The organism is Companilactobacillus huachuanensis (genome assembly GCF_005404815.1).
Lineage (GTDB): Bacteria > Bacillota > Bacilli > Lactobacillales > Lactobacillaceae > Companilactobacillus > Companilactobacillus huachuanensis.
The window spans coordinates 47586-64882 of the sequence record NZ_BJDF01000012.1 but is presented as its reverse complement, the minus strand read 5'-3'; the positions used below and the strand labels follow the sequence as shown (position 1 = coordinate 64882).

Below are 17297 nucleotides of genomic sequence, written 5' to 3'. Positions count from 1 at the left end.
AGTAATAGGAGGTAACGGACGATGAAAACATATGATGTAGTAGTTATTGGAGCTGGCCCTGGTGGTTTAACAGCGGCTCTTTATGCTTCACGTGCTAACTTATCAGTAATGATTCTTGATCGTGGTATCTACGGTGGTCAAATGAATAACACCGCTGCGATCGAAAACTATCCCGGATTTGATTCAATTCTCGGACCAGACTTGAGTGAAAAGATGTACAAATCTTCAACCCAATTTGGTGCTGACTTTGGCTATGGAGCCGTTGAATCTGTTGAGGATAAGGGTAATGTTAAAATCATCCATACTGATGATGGTGACTACGAAACAAAAGTTTTAATCATTGCAACTGGTTCACAGTATAAGAAGATTGGCGTTCCTGGTGAGGATGAACTTTCAGGACGCGGTGTTTCTTACTGTGCTGTCTGTGATGGTGCATTCTTTAAGGGTCAGGATGTTGCCGTTATTGGTGGTGGCGATTCAGCCGTTGAAGAAGGTATTTATTTAACACAATTAGCCAAATCTGTAACAATTATTCACCGTCGTGATCAACTACGTGCTCAAAAGATTTTGCAAGACCGTGCATTTAAGAATGATAAGATCAAATTCGTTTGGAATGCTGACGTTAAGGAAATTACGAGCGAAGATGACAAAGTTGCTGGTGTCAGATACGTTGACAAAGAAACTGGTGAAGAACATGTCGTACCAGCTAAAGGTGCCTTTATCTATGTTGGTATCGATCCAATGACAACACCATTCGAGGGTCTTGGTATTCTTGATAAAGATGGTTGGATCAATACAAATGAACATATGGAAACTAAAGTACCTGGTATTTTAGCTGTCGGCGATGTTAGAAAGAAAGATCTTCGTCAAATTGCGACAGCTGTTGGTGAGGGTGGTATTGCTGGACAACAAGCATTCAGCTATATTCAAGAACTTTCTGATGACAAGGTTTCAACTAAGTAATTAGTTTAATAATAAAGATAAAATGAGGATTATATGTCTAGGTAGATTCTGCCTATGCATATAATCCTCTTTTGTTTTTTGACACATGAATGTCAATTATATTTTTTACGTATATTGGATCTAATAACCTATTCAGGTAGGAAAAGGTATATCCATTACAACGCGTTATAAGTTTATGACTAATTGTCTAAATATTGAAAAGAAAATTGTTGAAATTTGATTCCATTGCGTATATGTTTAAACATATAATGAAATTAAAAAGTCAGGAAGTGATTCTTATGCGCGAAGTAGCAGATAAAAACTTGAACCAATTAATGCACGAATCAGGTTTCAACATTGCTAAAAATCTGAAGCAACTCAGACGTGAAAGAAACGTAACTCAAAAAGAAGTGGCACAACATTTGAATATTGATGTTACGACCTTATCTCATTATGAGACCGGTATTCGTATGCCAGATATTGACACTTTGATTGCCTTGGCTAGATATTACGATACCGACATCAACAGGATCATTAGCAGTGAATCTTAATGATTTGTAAGTTTGTTAATACAACTTAAGACTATTTTAAATATTTATTGTTAAAGTTGTGTAAATCAAATTTTAATAGTACTCCATGATTGTTATAATGAATGTAAGTACTTACAAATTAGGAGGATAATTCTAATGACTTGGCAAGATAATATGCAACAATGGCTTGATTATAAAGATTTAGATCCAGATATGAAAGAGCAACTGAACGAATTTAAAAAGGACGATAAAGTGGCTGAAGAAGCGTTTTACGCACCTATGGAATTTGGTACTGCTGGTATGCGTGGTTTGATTGGACCTGGTATCAACCGAATGAACATTTACACAGTTCGCCAAGCAACTGAAGGTTTAGCTTCATTCATGGATACTTTGGACGACAAGGTCAAAACACAGGGTGTAGCTATCAGTTATGACTCACGCTACTATTCTCAAGATTTTGCTTATGAATCGGCCAAAGTTTTAGGAGCTCACAATATTAAAAGTTTTGTGTTCGACAGTTTGAGACCTACTCCAGAATTATCATTTGCTGTAAGAAGCCTGCATACATATGCCGGAATTATGATTACAGCGAGCCATAATCCTAAACAATATAATGGTTTCAAGATTTACGGACCTGATGGCGGCCAAATGCCACCAACTGAATCAGATAATATTACTAATTTTGCCCGTAAGGCTAGTGACCTTTTTGCCATTAAAGTAAAGGCTGTTCAAAAGTTGAGAGCTGAAAAGTTACTCACTTTGATTGGTGAAGATGTCGATATAGATTATATGAAGAACCTCGAAACAGTTATCGTTAATCCCAAATTAATTGAAGAATATGGAAATAAAATGAAGTTTGTCTACTCACCACTTCATGGGACAGGTAAGATGATTGCCCCACGTATTTTCCAACAATTAGGATTCAAGAATTTTAACATGGTAACTGAACAAGCTATCCTTGATCCCGAATTTGCTACAACACCTTTCCCAAATCCAGAATTTGCCCAAACTTTTGACCTTGCAATTGAACGTGGTAAAAAAATTGGTGCTAACATTCTGATTGCGACTGATCCTGATGCCGATAGATTGGGTGCTGCGGTTAGACAACCGGATGGTTCTTACAAACTAATGACAGGTAATCAAATTGCTTCAGTTCTTTTAAATTATTTATTGCATGCTAAGAAGAACTTGAATGCATTACCTTCTAACGGAGCTGTTGTTAAGTCAATTGTTTCATCTGAATTGGCTACAGCAATTGCTGATAAATATGATATTAAAATGTTTGATGTTTTGACAGGATTTAAGTACATTGCCGAAAAAATCGAACAATTTGAAGAAACAGGTAGCAATGAATTCCTATTTGGTTTTGAAGAAAGTTATGGATATCTAGTTAAACCATTTGTTCGTGATAAAGATGCTATGCAATCAACATTGTTGTTGGCTGAAGCGGCAGCTTACTACGAATCAAAGGGCAAGACAATCTACGATGCACTTGAAGACCTTTATAAGGAATTTGGCTACTATCGTGAAAAGACTATTTCTAAGACATTCGCTGGTATTTCAGGAAAAGATAAGATGGCCCAAATCATGAAGACACTTCGTGAAGAAGGTATCGACGAGATCAATGGCGTTAAAGTTGTTGAATCAATTGATTACTTGAATGATACTGATACAACAGCAACTGGTACCAAGGAAACTGGTTTACCAAAGGCTAACGTGTTGAAGTACGTCTTAGCTGACGATACTTGGGTAGCTGCTAGACCATCTGGTACTGAACCTAAGATGAAATTCTATATCGGTATTAAGGGTGATACTGAAGACGGTGCTACTAAGAAGCTCGAAGAATTCGGTAAAGAAATCGAAGGCTGGGAATAGAATAGTATTTTCTAATTAAGGAATAAGGGTGTTAAAACCTTTGTTCTTTTTTTTGAAATATGCCGTTTCTCCCTCCAGCTAGGTTGGTTTGAATATATGTTAGATAACTCCAGATTTTTTAGGGTTATCTATTTTTTTATTAGTAATATACCAACAAAATGATAGTTTTGTCTCAATATTGCGTATAACATGGATTTCCTAACTGCGATATAATACTTTCATGTAGTTTGTGAAAAGAGGGAAATTATTTTGCCTACAAATCAACACCTAGTAATTATTTCATTGGATGCCCTAGGGTTTCGTGATATCAATGAGCACCAGAGTGAATTACCAACTTTAAATAAATTAGTTAATGGTGGAACTTGGGTCAAAGAGGTTAAGGGTATTTATCCAACTTTGACGTATCCATCTCATACGACAATCATTACGGGACAGTATCCTAGTGTTCACGGGATTGTTAATAATACTAAAATTCAGCCAGAACGCCGTTCTCCCGATTGGTTCTGGTATCAAAAAGATGTTAAATCACCAACGTTATATGATTTGGCCAGAAAGCAGAGGTTAACAACTGCGGCATTCTTGTGGCCGGTGACTGCTGGTAGCAAAATTACTTATAATTTAGCGGAAATTTTTCCTAATCGTATTTGGACTAATCAAGTATTAGTTTCAATGCGTGCCAGTTCGCCATTGTTTATTTTAGAAATGAACAATAAATATGGAAAACTTCGTAATGGTATTAGACAACCTGAATTAGATGACTTCATTACAGCTTGTGCAGTTGATACTATAAAGAACAAGCAGCCTAATTTAACACTATTGCACTTGGTCGATATGGACAGTATGCGTCATCGTTATGGCGTTCGTTCGGATGAAGCGATGGAAGCTTTGCATCGATTAGACAACCATGTTTCGCAAGTTATCGCAGCTACCAAGAGTGCTGGGACGTTTAATGACACCAACTTTGTTATCTTAGGAGATCATTATCAAATTAACGTTGATCGGATGATACATTTGAATACACTGTTTGCCAAACGTGGCTGGTTGACTGCTAAACCTGACCAGACCTTCAAGAAGGATTGGCAAGTTATGGCTAAGACTTGTGATGGTAGTACATACATTTATACGAGGAATTTCAGTCAAATTGATCGATTACGTGATTTGATTTCTGGTGTTGAAGGGGTGGAGAAAATCTATTCCGGACAGGAAGCGGCCCATCACGGTGCTGATCCTAAATGTACTTTGATGATTGAAGCCAAAGCAGGATATTACTTCACTGATGAAAGTGATCGTGCACAAGTTGTGGAAAAAGTTTTACCCGAGATGATGGGGGATGCTGACCGTTATCGCGGTGTCCATGGTTATGATCCAGATAAATCTGGATACAAGACTACTATGATTTTTAATGGGCCAATGATCAAGCAAAATAATACAGTTGAGAAGGCTGATTTAGTTGATGAAGCACCAACTTTTGCGAAGCTATTAGGATTAGAATTCCCAGAACCTCTGGCGGGTTCCGCAATTGACGATGTCTTTATAAATTAGGATTGAGGGACAATATGGGGTTCAATAAAAAGCAGTGGAGCTGGATTTTTTATGACTGGGCAAACTCAGGCTACGGAATAATCGTAACGACAGCCGTTTTGCCAGTTTATTTTAAAACCGTAGCTCAAAATGCAGGCGTTACACAAGCGAACGCTACTGCTTATTGGGGTTATGCAAATAGTTTTGGAACGCTGGTGGTTTCGATTTTGGCACCAGTTTTAGGAGCTTTGGCTGATTATCCACATCATAAGAAACGTTTGTTGAGTACATTTTCATTTTTAGGCATCGTTATGACGTTAGGATTAGCACTCTTACCACCGAGTCAGTGGCAGCTGTTGCTTGCTGTGTATATCCTGTCGATAATTGGTTATTCCGGAGGGAATCTTTTTTATGATAGTTTTTTGACCGATGTAGCCGACAATAAAAAGATGGACTCATTGTCATCAAATGGGTATGCATACGGGTATCTTGGCGGTGTGATAGCGTTCATTCTATTCCTAGTTTTACAGTTGACTAGCGGTTTTGGGATGTTATCAAGTTACGGCGTTGCAAGGTGGAGTTTTCTATTGGCAGCGTTATGGTGGATAATTTTTTTCATTCCACTTTTGAAGAATGTTCAGCAAGTTTATTCATTACCAGAAAATGCACACCCAATTACATCAAGCTTTAAAAGAGTCTGGGCGACAGTAACACATTTGCGACAATATAAAGCTGCAGCATGGTTCTTGATTGCATACTTCTTCTACATTGACGGGGTCGATACGATTTTTACGATGGCAACGTCAATCGGAATGGACATGGGTATCACAACGACGACCTTGATGATTGTTCTATTAGTAGTTCAATTAGTGGCCTTTCCATTTTCCATTTTGTATGGTCGGATTGCCAATCGTTTTTCGGCGAGAAAGGGAATTCTCTTAGCAATAATTTTGTACTTTGGAATTTGTTTATATGCTTTGAAATTAACAACAACCGTCGATTTCTGGATTTTAGCTGTTTTAGTCGGAACAAGTCAGGGTGGGATTCAAGCATTGAGTAGATCTTATTTTGGTAAGTTGATACCTAAAGAATCAGGAAGTGAGTTCTTTGGATTCTATAATATTTTGGGTAAATTCTCCGCAGTCATGGGTCCAGTGTTAGTTGGAATTGTGACACAAATAACCGGAAAATCTACGATTGGTGCAGCATCGTTAAGTATTCTATTCTTGATTGGATTGGTAATTTTCTTGATGTTACCTAAGTTAACTGGAGATAAGTAATAAATAACTAAAGGTTGAAAGTTTAAGGATGCCGTTTCCAGAGCTGAGATTATTCAATTGCTGCGCGGAACGGACCGAGCCAAGGAGCGGTCTCGAACCTCGGTTGAAGCCTCGCAAAACCCGCGAGTCTTCAACGCGTCCGGTGGTGTAATTGCTAAAGCAATAACGCTACTTTCGCTGCAAACGAATACTCTCAGCTCTTCCAACTAGTTTTTTTTAATAGACGGAACAATAAAACAAAGAGTTCTGAGTATTTAAATAAATTAGCTCTAGGCCTGTAATAGCAATCGTTATATTAATTTTTCACCTTTCAACCTTCAGTTAAGATAATTTAAAATAGCTGTTCTTAATTGGATTCCAATTAAGAACAGCTATTTTTTTGAATTTTTTCAACGTGTAATCTAGATTACTATATGTTAAAAATATAGCTAACATTGTCTATAAGTTTCTTCAACATGGTATTAGAAACATGCCCCATTATTTCTCCATGTCTAGCAATAAAATCATAACTAGGTAAATAATAAGTAACTACATTTCCTTTTATTCCACTATCCAAATCCATAATTGGAATATAAGATCCATCATTGTTCTCAAAAAAATTATGTGAGGTTATAGGCATCCCAGATACAAGGCCAGTTGCTTCATTGTAATCAGAATCGGAAAGCACTACCATTGGACGTCTTATATTTGAACTATCAATAGAATGTCCACCTAGCTCGTGTCCGGCATGCGGTTTTGCGTCTATAAAAATGATATCTCCCTGAATTGGATATTTCATTACTAAAGTTTTTCCTTTCCAACGGCTGTTTCATTACCTACATCAAATTCCAAAGTTTCCATATCTTTTTTGAAATCGTGATTTTTAAAGTGTCCATTCTTCCATGGATTATTCTGGCTTTCTAAATGTTTATAAACCAAATTACCATTTTCCTTTTGCAGACTAAATATTTCATTTTCAGAAATACCGGCTGATTTAGGCACAGTGATACTAATGCTATTCCCATTTTTTCGAGTTTTAAATGTTCCTAATATTTCTTTCACTTTAGTCACCTTATTTCATTTATTTAAATCCAGTATAGAAAATATTCGGGTCCTAGTCGACTCTGAATAGGACATTTTTAAATATTCGAGGTGTTACAAGTAAAAATATGGCGAAAATATGTTCGCTATGGTAATATAGAGCCAGCGAAATAAGTCGGTATTAATTACATCTAATTCATGATAAATTAGATGTATTTTTTAGCTTAAAGAGGGGGTAAGTCGTCTGTGATAGATAGAATTACTGATAATAAGTTTGATTTGGTTTCAAAATATGCTCCTGCTGGTGACCAAGCACAAGCAATCAAAACAATTGACAAAGATTTCAAGGCTGGTGACAAGGAAGTTATTTTGGAAGGTGCCACTGGTACTGGTAAAACTTTTACAATGGCCAATGTTATTAAAGATTTAAATAAACCAACCTTGATTATTTCTCACAATAAAACTTTAGCAGGTCAATTATATGGTGAAATGAAAGAGTTCTTTCCTAACAATGCTGTTGAATACTTTGTTAGTTATTATGATTACTATCAACCGGAGGCTTATGTGCCTTCTAGTGATACTTATATTGAAAAGGACTCTAGTATCAATGATGAAATTGATAAATTGCGTCACTCGGCGACCAGCTCACTTTTGGAACGTAACGATGTAATTGTAATTGCCTCAGTTTCATGTATCTTTGGTTTAGGTGATCCAAGAGAATATGCTGACAGTATTATTTCTTTGCATGTGGGTGAACAAATTGCCCGAGATAAATTATTAGAAGAATTGGTCGAAAATCAATTTGAACGTAACGATATTGATTTCCAACGTGGTAGATTTCGTGTGCGTGGGGATGTTGTGGATATCTTCCCAGCTTCACGCGATGACAATGCTATTCGAGTGGAATTTTTTGGAGATGAAATTGATCGAATCATCGAAATGGATGCTTTAACAGGTGAAGTTAAAGGTTCAATGGATCACATTGGGATTTTTCCAGCAACTCACTTTATGATCAGTGATTCCAAGATGGAGGAAGCACTCAAACGAATTCAAGATGAAATGGATGTTCAAGTTAAGAAGTTTACTGAAGAAGGTAAGTTACTTGAGGCACAGCGAATCCAGCAACGGACTGAATATGATATCGAAATGATGCGTGAGATGGGTTATACGTCTGGTATCGAAAATTATTCACGTCACATGGAAGGCCGAGCTGAAGGTGAACCACCATTTACTTTGATTGATTTCTTCCCGAAAGATTTCAATATTATGATTGATGAATCACACGTTACAATGCCACAGATTCGTGGTATGTATAATGGAGATCGTGCTAGAAAGCAACAATTGGTAGACTATGGCTTCCGTTTGCCAAGTGCTTTGGATAACCGTCCTTTAAAATTGGAAGAGTTTGAAAAACATGTTAATCGAATCCTCTATGTTTCAGCTACGCCTGGTCCTTATGAATTAGAGCGGACGAACAACAAGGCTGAACAAATTATTCGTCCAACTGGTTTGCTTGATCCAAAGATTGAGGTCCGTCCAATTATGGGACAGATTGATGATTTAGTTGGTGAAATCAATGACCGAGTTGAGAAACATGAGCGTGTCTTTGTCACAACTTTGACCAAGAAAATGGCCGAAGATTTGACGGATTACTTTAAAGATTTAGGAATCAAGGTCCGTTATCTACATAGTGATATTAAGACGTTGGAACGGTCTAAGATTATCCGCGATTTACGTTTAGGTAAATTTGATGTCTTGATTGGTATCAATCTGTTGCGTGAAGGTATTGATGTACCTGAGGTTTCTTTGATTGCTATTCTGGATGCCGATAAGGAAGGCTTCTTGAGAGCTGAACGTTCACTGATTCAAATCATTGGACGTGCTTCTCGGAACGAACATGGTAAAGTTATCATGTATGCAGACTCGATAACCGATTCGATGAAGGGTGCCATTGATGCGACATCCCGTCGTCGTAAGTTACAAGAGAAATTCAATGAGGAACATGGAATCACGCCAACAACCATTGTTAAACCAATCAGAGATGCAATCTCAATGTTCCAGAAGGTTGATAACAGTTCATCTGAAACAGAGAAGATCAATGATGATATCGACTTCAAGGATATGACTAAGAAGGAACGCGAAGAACTTTTGGCCAACTTGAAGGAACAGATGGAAAGTGCCGCTAAGAAGCTTGACTTCGAGGCAGCTGCCAACTTGCGTGATTCGATTTTGGAATTAAAGGCGGAAATGAAATAAATATGTTAAATGATAAGATTGTTATTCATGGAGCGCGTGCTCACAATTTAAAGGATATTGATGTCACTATCCCGCGTGATAAATTAGTTGTTATGACCGGACTATCTGGTTCAGGGAAGAGTTCTTTGGCATTCGATACACTTTATGCCGAAGGTCAAAGACGTTATGTGGAAAGTTTATCCTCATATGCACGTCAGTTTTTAGGTCAAATGGATAAACCGGATGTCGATTCGATTGATGGCTTGAGTCCGGCTATTTCTATTGATCAAAAGACTACTTCAAAAAATCCTCGTTCAACCGTAGGTACAGTTACAGAAATTAACGATTATTTACGTTTGCTTTGGGCACGTGTTGGAACTCCAATTTGTCCAAATGATGGAACTAAGATCACTAGTCAATCAGCACAACAAATGGTAGATGCTATCTTGAAGTTGGATGATGGTACGAAGCTACAAATTCTTTCACCAGTTATTCGTGCTAAACGTGGACAACATAAGAAAGCTTTGGCGCAAATCAAGAAACAAGGTTATGTCAGAATCCGAGTTGACGGTGAAGTTCGTGATATTGGTGAGGATATTGAGTTAGATAAGAATAAGAAACATGATATCGACGTTATTGTTGATCGTATCGTGATCAATGATCATATCAAGTCGCGATTGTTCGATTCTGTTGAAGCAGCATTGCGTTTATCTGATGGTTACATGAATGTTGATGTAATTGGTCAAGATATGATGGTTTTCTCAGAAAGGAATGCATGTCCAATTTGTGGATTTACTGTTGGTGAACTGGAACCTCGTTTGTTTTCATTCAACGCACCATTTGGAGCTTGTGATAACTGTGATGGTTTAGGAATGAAGCTCGAAGTCGATATGGACCTAGTTATTCCTGATCCAAGTAAAACTTTGGCCGAAGGTGCAATTGAACCTTGGAATCCTATTAGTTCACAGTATTATCCGGAAATGTTAGCTCAAGCAGCCAAAGAGTTTAAGATTGATATGAATACACCTTTTGAGAAATTATCTGAAAAGGCACAAAATATTGTTTTAAACGGTTCTGATGGCAAGACTTTCCACTTCCACTACGAAAATGATTTCGGTAGTGTTAGGGATGTTGATGTACCTTTCGAAGGTGTGGTTCCTAATATTGATCGTCGCTATCATGAAACCAACAGTGATTTCACACGTGAAGTGATGCGTAAGTATATGACTGAATTAACATGTCCTGTTTGTCATGGGAAACGTTTGAACCGTCAAGCTTTGGCTGTCAAAGTTAGTGGTAAAGATATTGCCGATGTTTCAGCAATGTCAATTAAGGATGAACTTCCATTCTTCAAGGATGTTGTTTTAGGTGAACAGAACACTGTTATCGCAAAGCCTATTTTGAAGGAAGTTAAAGATCGACTCAGTTTCTTAATTAATGTTGGCTTGGAATATTTATCACTTTCCAGATCGGCTGGAACACTTTCCGGCGGTGAAGCTCAACGTATTCGTTTGGCAACTCAGATTGGTTCTAACTTGTCAGGCGTTATGTATATTTTGGATGAGCCATCGATTGGACTACATCAACGTGATAATGATCGTTTGATTAGTTCGTTGAAAAAAATGCGTGACCTTGGTAATACGTTAATTGTCGTTGAGCATGATGAAGATACGATGCGTGCTGCCGATTATTTGATTGATGTAGGTCCAGGTGCTGGCGAGGCTGGTGGTAGAATCGTTGCTGCTGGAACACCAGAGGAAGTTGAGAAAAATCCTAAGTCTTTGACAGGACAATATTTAGCTGGTAAGAAGTTTGTGCCAGTTCCTTTAGAACGCCGTCAAGGCAATGGTGAGTTTGTCGAGATTTTTGGTGCCGCTGAAAATAACTTGAAGAACCTTAATGTAAAATTTCCATTAGGTAAATTTATTGTTGTGACCGGCGTCTCTGGATCGGGTAAATCGACTTTAGTTAATATGATTTTGAAACGAGCTTTGGCCCAAAAAATGAATCATAATTCTGAAAAACCTGGTAAGTACAAGAAAATCACTGGTTATGAAAATCTCGAAAAGATGATTGCTATTGACCAGAGTCCTATCGGAAGAACTCCTAGAAGTAATCCTGCCACTTATACAGGTGTTTTTGATGATGTACGTGATCTCTTCTCACAAACTAATGAAGCTAAGCTACGTGGTTATAAGAAGGGGAGATTCTCCTTCAATGTTAAAGGTGGTCGCTGTGAAAACTGTCATGGTGACGGAATCATCAAGATTGAAATGAACTTTTTACCTGACGTTTATGTTCCTTGTGAAGTTTGTCATGGAACACGTTATAATTCTGAAACTTTGGAAGTTACTTATAAAGGTAAGAATATTGCTCAAGTCTTAGATATGAAAGTTAAAGAAGCACTCGAATTCTTCAGTAATATCCCTAAAATCAGACGTAAATTACAAACTATCGTTGATGTCGGTTTAGGCTACGTTTCTCTTGGACAATCAGCTACACAATTATCTGGTGGTGAAGCTCAACGTATGAAGCTGGCTTCTGAATTGTACAAGAAATCTAACGGTAAGAATTTCTATATCTTAGATGAACCAACGACCGGATTACATACTGACGATATCAAGCGTTTACTGGAAGTTCTCCAACGTTTAGTTGATGAAGGTAATACTGTCTTAGTTATTGAACATAATTTGGATGTCGTTAAGTCAGCTGACTGGTTGATCGATTTAGGACCAGAAGGTGGCGAGGGTGGCGGTACGATTGTTGGTACTGGTACACCTGAACAAATTGCCAAAGTTAAAAAAAGCTATACTGGACAATATTTACAACCAGTTTTAGTACGTGATACCAAACGAACTAAAGATGCTGAAAAAGAATAATAAAAAAGAAGTCGTTTATCATTTGAAAAAATATTTCAAGTGATAAGCGACTTTTTTTGTCTTTGTAACTAAGCTTTGATAAATTCACCAGTTGCAACACGGTAGTAATTTAGACCATTAATCATTACAAGCTGATCAATTTTCCAAGATGTTTTAGCTGGTAATTTTTGAGGTAATAAGTTTCCAGCTAAATTATAAATTTTTGTGATCTGATTAGCGTGAAAAATTTTTGAGATTGGCTGATAAACGTAGAGATCAACTGCTTTGACCCATTCATCATCAGCAATTCGATACATCTTTTGATGATCAATGATTGCAAAACCATCACTGGACCAATTGCTGCCAAGGCTTAATTTAGTTTTTAATGGCTGACCTTTAGAATTGTAACTGATAGTATCGGCGGTTAAATGAAGTTTAGTATCATTGCTTTCTGGTGTGAATTCAACTGTGTCAGAAGCTAGGATAAATTCGTTGTTAGCAACTTCGTAATATTTTTGACCAAGGATAGTCACTGTTTTAAGGATTTTCCATTCGCTGTTTGATGCTAGTGAGTTACTGATGATTTTTCCATCCTTATTGACTAAAACAGTTTTGGAATCAAAGGTGCGAACATCTTTTTGGGTCAATTTTTGATTATAAAAGTCAGTTGATAAAACCCACTGCTTGTTACTTAGTTGATAAAATGTTTGATTATTTTTGTGAATTGAAGCAATGATGATGTTATTTCCAACGTGAACATAGGTATCAGCTAAGGGATGACCGTCTGGATTATAAACTTGAATAGGTGGTTCAGTTTGAGTAGTTGTTGAATTGTCGTCTGAATCATCTTGAGTGTTAATCTTACTATAAATTAAATTTACTTCTCGTGGATCTTGGGTGAAATTTCCCTTCAACAAAGTTAGTGGACTGGTTAGTTTATATCCTGGTATTTGGCTGATAGTCGTTAGGTCATAAGCGTCGCCAATATTTACACCACTAATGATTTGCTGATATGTCCCTCCTTTGACAGTTAATGGCTGGTTATTACTATTCAAATAATTTACTAGGATACTGGGATGTGTTTGCCAAATGATTGGCTGACCGTTCAAAATATAGTATTGCAGTGTCGCATTGCCATAAGTTTTATTGACGTAATTGTCCGGATTTGAACTATAGCCAAAGCCAAGATAGCCATATGCCAAAACTTGGGCTCCTTGGGTAGGATTGTCCAGACGATAATTATCATTTCCCAAGTTAGTTAAATCCTCCTCGGTCAAATACTGTTGAGGAACAGAATTGGAAAAATGATAACCGCCAGCTAAATCATCACCATTCAAGCCTAAGATAGGCTTAGCAGTGAAGGTAATTGGTTGGTTTTCGACTGCAAAAACAGGAGTATTGTCAATATGAACTGGTGTGTCCGCAATAACCATGACTTTTTTACCATTTTCCAGACCTTTGAGCGATGAAAAATCCGTTATATTGGTGTTGCTTAAAACAATTGTATTTATATTAGCCGAGGTATTAGTGCTGTTAGTGGCATAGTTAATCAACCAAGGGCTGATGGTTTGTAGTTGCTGGTTGGTGATGCCGTCGCCATACGAAAGTCCCAAATCTCCAGATAAATCAATGGCAGATGCGTTTACGACATTTAACTTTGTCAATTGCGTGACATCGATTTCTTTGGCACTAGGATTACTGAAGTTACCGACAATATCTAAATTAGATAATGTCAGATTATCTAGCGGCGTTAAATCAGTATTTGCTTTCGAATCAGAGGCAATTTTTGCTTGAAAGTCGACTAAAGTATTGGCAGGCAATAACTGTAGGTATTGCAATCCATCTAGGCTTTCAATCGGAGTGGCCTGCAGATCAGTCATAGTCGTGTGGGTTTGACCAACTAGATAGCCTGTTTCATTAGCACTGAAATATTTGCTCTTGTAGGATTTTATTTCTCCAACAGTTATCGGATCAGTTGATTTCAGATTCAATTGCTGCTTGATAACTGCTCCGAGCAAGGGATCAGCAAAGTTGACAACTGTATTGTCTGGTAAGTTGCTTGAGATAACATCAGATGTAACTGTCGTAGTTGTTGGATTTGAAGTAGTTGTTGATGCCGAAGCTGGACTGGAAGCGGCAGTAGTAGATGTTTGAACTGTACCAGAAGCAGTAGTAGTAGTAGATGTCAAAGCTGGGCTGGAGGCAGTGGTCGTTGATGTTTGGACTGGACTGGAGGCAGTAGTAGTAGATGTTGAAGCTGGGCTGGAAGCAGCAGTAGTAGATGTTTGAACTGTACCAGAAACAGCGGTAGTAGTAGATGTCGAAGCTGGGCTGGAGGCAGCGTTCGTTGAAGCTTGAACTGGACTGGAAGTAGTAGAAGTTGATACTGAAGTTGGACTTAAAGCAGACGTAGTACTAGCTTCTGTAGTGGGGGCAGGATTGATACCGACACTTTTAGTATCGGCAGTTATATCTTTTTGAGTAGTGCTTGTAGCCGTTGCAGACGTAGTTACAGGTGTGGTTGAACTGGTTTTTGCAGCATTAACTGTTGTAGGGGCAACATCAGCTTTGACTGGTGTAGCTGCTAAAGGAGTTAATATGATTGCTGAAAATAAAGATATACCTAGATAAAAATATTTATTATTAAATTTCATAAAGAAATCACCTGTTTCTATTTTTAGCCCAATACTAATTCCTCTAAAAAAATATAAAAAGATATAAGTACGTTCGTGTACTCAATGTCAAAAGTTGACTGTCTCTAAAACTGGGAATATCAAGGCAGACAAAGTAATCGGCTCCTTTGAGCCTTTCATAAGTTTTGTTATGAAAACAAAAAATATTGTTGTATCATCGTTTAGCAAAAAACTATAAAAAAAGAAGTTACTTTTTCATTTAGTGGGCACATACGCATCCACATTGAAAAACAACTTCTTGGTATTATTATTCCTCGTTAACAGATTGCAAATAGACTAATTGATCTGTAGAAATCTGTTCATATAGAGCGCTCCCAAGTTCAGTACTGAATTCCTTAGTAGCAATTTTCGATTGAATATAATTATTTTCTTGTTGAAAGGCCTCAATCAATAGTTCATTTTGGTTATCCTTGAAATTATAATTTTCAACAAAACTGCTAGTTAATCGACGGTGTCTTTCATCATAGGCTCGGCGGACTAAATTGATTTCTCGACTATTTTCGCTGTCATTAATCAAACTTTGGTTTAAATAACTAGTGACTTTTTCAAATGGTTTCTTCTCTGTAACGGCCATTTGTTGCCACATTTGTCGATTACGTTTGATCATTTCCGATCGATTATCATTTTGATAATGCTTCATTTGATGGAAAGTACGACGACGTTTACGGGCCTTTTTACTGGGAGAAAATTTTTCGAAAAAGTTAAACTTAATTATCATTTTGAATCTTTGCCAGCCACTTTGTTGATACTGTACAATCGTACGACGAGCCACACGCATATATAAATCGGCGTTAAGCTCGGATATTTCATCATTCTTCAACATTATTGCAATGGTTTGTTGTTCCAATTCGAAACAGTTGTCAAAGATAATATTTAACTTAGCTTTATCAATATGACCTTCAACCACTCTTTGACCATCCAAAATATTAATCACTTGACTGGCATTAACGTCCTGACCGTGTCTAGTTTGAAGCGTAACAATGGCATTGTCGACCATTTGTATTTTAGCTGTAGACAATTCTTTTTCACTATACTTGCTCGTTTGCTGTGGCAATAGTAATGGCAAGATGAATGTTGGGACAAGCATACTAGTTAATATAACCACTGCCGCTACGAAAATAATATCTGTTCGATAAGGGAATGATTGATTATTGAGTTTCAAAGGTAATGAAAAAGCCATTGCTAAGGTGATAGTTCCATGAACCCCACTGAGAGCCATGATAAGACTGTTAGCGCGTTTTTCTTTTTTATCCCAAGCTCGTATTCTTGCAAAATCTAGAACAGTCCATAAGTAGCGTAAGGCGGTCATGATGATATAGAGTAGGATTCCAAGACCCAATAGAATAAAAGTGGACCCAGTATTACGATTATGCAGGTCAATGATGACTCGAGGCAAGGATAATCCTAAGAGTACAAAGACGATTCCATTTAAAATGCTGGAAACGATTTGCCAAGTGCTCGTCATAACAATTTGTAAGCGAGAACTGGTTAGTCGCAGACGATCTTGTTGAATACCATGCATTAAGCCGGTAACGACAACAGCTAAGATTCCCGAAACACCCATTGCTTCAGCTATCAAGTAGACAATAAATGGTGTTAGAAGAGTAAAGGGAACCATGACTGATGGTGTATCAACGTGAATATTGATTAGACGAAATCTTATCGAAACGATAATTGCACCTAGTATTCCACCGAGGATAATACCTCCAAAGAAGACATAAACAAAATTTCCAATTCCATTCAAAAGTGAAAATTTTCCGGTAATTGCGGCTGCGGTGGCTAAATTCAAAGCTACGATACCAGATGCGTCATTGAATAGTGACTCGTTTTCCAGAGTTCCCATGACTTCAGTTGGAACTAACATATTACTTGTAATCGAGCTGACTGCAACTGCATCGGTTGGGGTAATGATAGCTCCCAATGCAAAGGCTAGAGCCAACGGCATACCGGAAATGAGTGAATGTGTCAAAAATCCGACTACCAAAATGGAAATGATAGCCAGTTCAACTGAAAGTGAAAAGGTTGTTCCAAATTGATGAGTTAACCGTGAAAGGCTGGTGTGTTGCCCATCGTTAAACATCAATACTGAAATAATCACTAATAGAAAAACCTCAGGTTCCAATTCAAAGTGTTTGTAAATAGGTATAAATGATAAAATTAACCCCGCTGCAATTTGAATGAACGCAATGGGTATTTTGTTAAATTTTCCAGAAATAATATTGGCTACGACTACTGCCGCAAGCAATAAGAGTATTAAAAAGACTGTATCCATATAATGCCCCCTCTCATGTATTTTATTGTATCGTAAATACGGGATAAAAATTATCTTATCTTTTAATTTTC

The 17297-nt window shown here is 37.4% G+C and carries 11 protein-coding genes; 7 read left to right on the top strand and 4 right to left on the bottom strand.

Going from position 1 to position 17297, the window contains the following annotated elements; translation table 11 throughout:
• Window positions 1-21 precede the first annotated feature (21 nt).
• From trxB to FFM71_RS08130, 5 genes are all read left to right on the top strand, one after another.
• On the top strand, window positions 22-963 hold the full coding sequence (gene trxB / locus FFM71_RS08150) for a thioredoxin-disulfide reductase (RefSeq protein ID WP_137611681.1): 942 nt from the start codon (window positions 22-24) through the stop codon (window positions 961-963).
• A gap of 278 nt (window positions 964-1241) precedes the next feature.
• A complete protein-coding gene (locus FFM71_RS08145; protein WP_048698728.1) occupies window positions 1242-1493 on the top strand; it encodes a helix-turn-helix domain-containing protein in 252 nt (83 codons plus the stop codon).
• A gap of 135 nt (window positions 1494-1628) precedes the next feature.
• Window positions 1629-3347: a phospho-sugar mutase gene (locus tag FFM71_RS08140; RefSeq protein ID WP_137611679.1), complete on the top strand. Its 1719-nt coding sequence runs from the start codon at window positions 1629-1631 to the stop codon at window positions 3345-3347.
• A 249-nt stretch (window positions 3348-3596) separates the two neighbouring features.
• Window positions 3597-4889, top strand: coding sequence for an alkaline phosphatase family protein (locus tag FFM71_RS08135; RefSeq protein WP_137611678.1), 1293 nt, complete (start codon window positions 3597-3599; stop codon window positions 4887-4889).
• Window positions 4890-4903: 14 nt separating this feature from the next.
• The gene (locus FFM71_RS08130) at window positions 4904-6148 is read left to right on the top strand and encodes an MFS transporter (RefSeq protein ID WP_137611677.1); all 1245 of its coding nucleotides are present in this window, start codon (window positions 4904-4906) and stop codon (window positions 6146-6148) included.
• Between the two features lie 409 nt (window positions 6149-6557).
• Here FFM71_RS08130 and FFM71_RS08125 read toward each other — a convergent pair whose 3' ends face one another.
• Window positions 6558-6926 (bottom strand): type II toxin-antitoxin system PemK/MazF family toxin, encoded by a 369-nt coding sequence (locus FFM71_RS08125; RefSeq protein WP_137611676.1) that lies wholly within the window; start codon window positions 6924-6926, stop codon window positions 6558-6560.
• Between the two features lie 2 nt (window positions 6927-6928).
• On the bottom strand, window positions 6929-7189 hold the full coding sequence (locus tag FFM71_RS08120; protein WP_137611675.1) for an antitoxin: 261 nt from the start codon (window positions 7187-7189) through the stop codon (window positions 6929-6931).
• Window positions 7190-7414: 225 nt separating this feature from the next.
• Between FFM71_RS08120 and uvrB the strand changes: the two genes are divergently transcribed.
• Together uvrB and uvrA are read left to right on the top strand one after the other, a co-directional pair.
• Window positions 7415-9424 carry an excinuclease ABC subunit UvrB gene (uvrB, locus tag FFM71_RS08115; RefSeq protein ID WP_137611674.1) on the top strand — a complete coding sequence of 670 codons (2010 nt, stop codon included), beginning with the start codon at window positions 7415-7417 and terminating at the stop codon, window positions 9422-9424.
• 2 nt (window positions 9425-9426) lie between these two features.
• A complete protein-coding gene (gene uvrA / locus FFM71_RS08110) occupies window positions 9427-12282 on the top strand; it encodes an excinuclease ABC subunit UvrA (protein ID WP_137611673.1) in 2856 nt (951 codons plus the stop codon).
• Window positions 12283-12350: 68 nt separating this feature from the next.
• Here uvrA and FFM71_RS08105 read toward each other — a convergent pair whose 3' ends face one another.
• Both FFM71_RS08105 and FFM71_RS08100 read right to left on the bottom strand, forming a co-directional pair.
• Entirely contained in the window at window positions 12351-14915 is a 2565-nt protein-coding gene (locus tag FFM71_RS08105; RefSeq protein ID WP_137611672.1) for a MucBP domain-containing protein, read from the bottom strand.
• Between the two features lie 286 nt (window positions 14916-15201).
• The gene (locus tag FFM71_RS08100; protein WP_137611671.1) at window positions 15202-17226 is read right to left on the bottom strand and encodes a cation:proton antiporter; all 2025 of its coding nucleotides are present in this window, start codon (window positions 17224-17226) and stop codon (window positions 15202-15204) included.
• Between the last annotated feature and the right edge of the window lie 71 nt (window positions 17227-17297).

Excerpts from the sequence above, each read along its gene's own strand:
- trxB (WP_137611681.1), top strand. The coding sequence starts at position 22 with ATGAAAACATATGATGTAGTAGTTATTGGAGCTGGCCCTGGTGGTTTA.
- FFM71_RS08145 (WP_048698728.1), top strand. The coding sequence starts at position 1,242 with ATGCGCGAAGTAGCAGATAAAAACTTGAACCAATTAATGCACGAATCA.
- FFM71_RS08140 (WP_137611679.1), top strand. The coding sequence starts at position 1,629 with ATGACTTGGCAAGATAATATGCAACAATGGCTTGATTATAAAGATTTA.
- FFM71_RS08130 (WP_137611677.1), top strand. The coding sequence starts at position 4,904 with ATGGGGTTCAATAAAAAGCAGTGGAGCTGGATTTTTTATGACTGGGCA.
- FFM71_RS08125 (WP_137611676.1), bottom strand. The coding sequence starts at position 6,926 with ATGAAATATCCAATTCAGGGAGATATCATTTTTATAGACGCAAAACCG.
- uvrA (WP_137611673.1), top strand. The coding sequence starts at position 9,427 with ATGTTAAATGATAAGATTGTTATTCATGGAGCGCGTGCTCACAATTTA.
- FFM71_RS08105 (WP_137611672.1), bottom strand. The coding sequence starts at position 14,915 with ATGAAATTTAATAATAAATATTTTTATCTAGGTATATCTTTATTTTCA.
- FFM71_RS08100 (WP_137611671.1), bottom strand. The coding sequence starts at position 17,226 with ATGGATACAGTCTTTTTAATACTCTTATTGCTTGCGGCAGTAGTCGTA.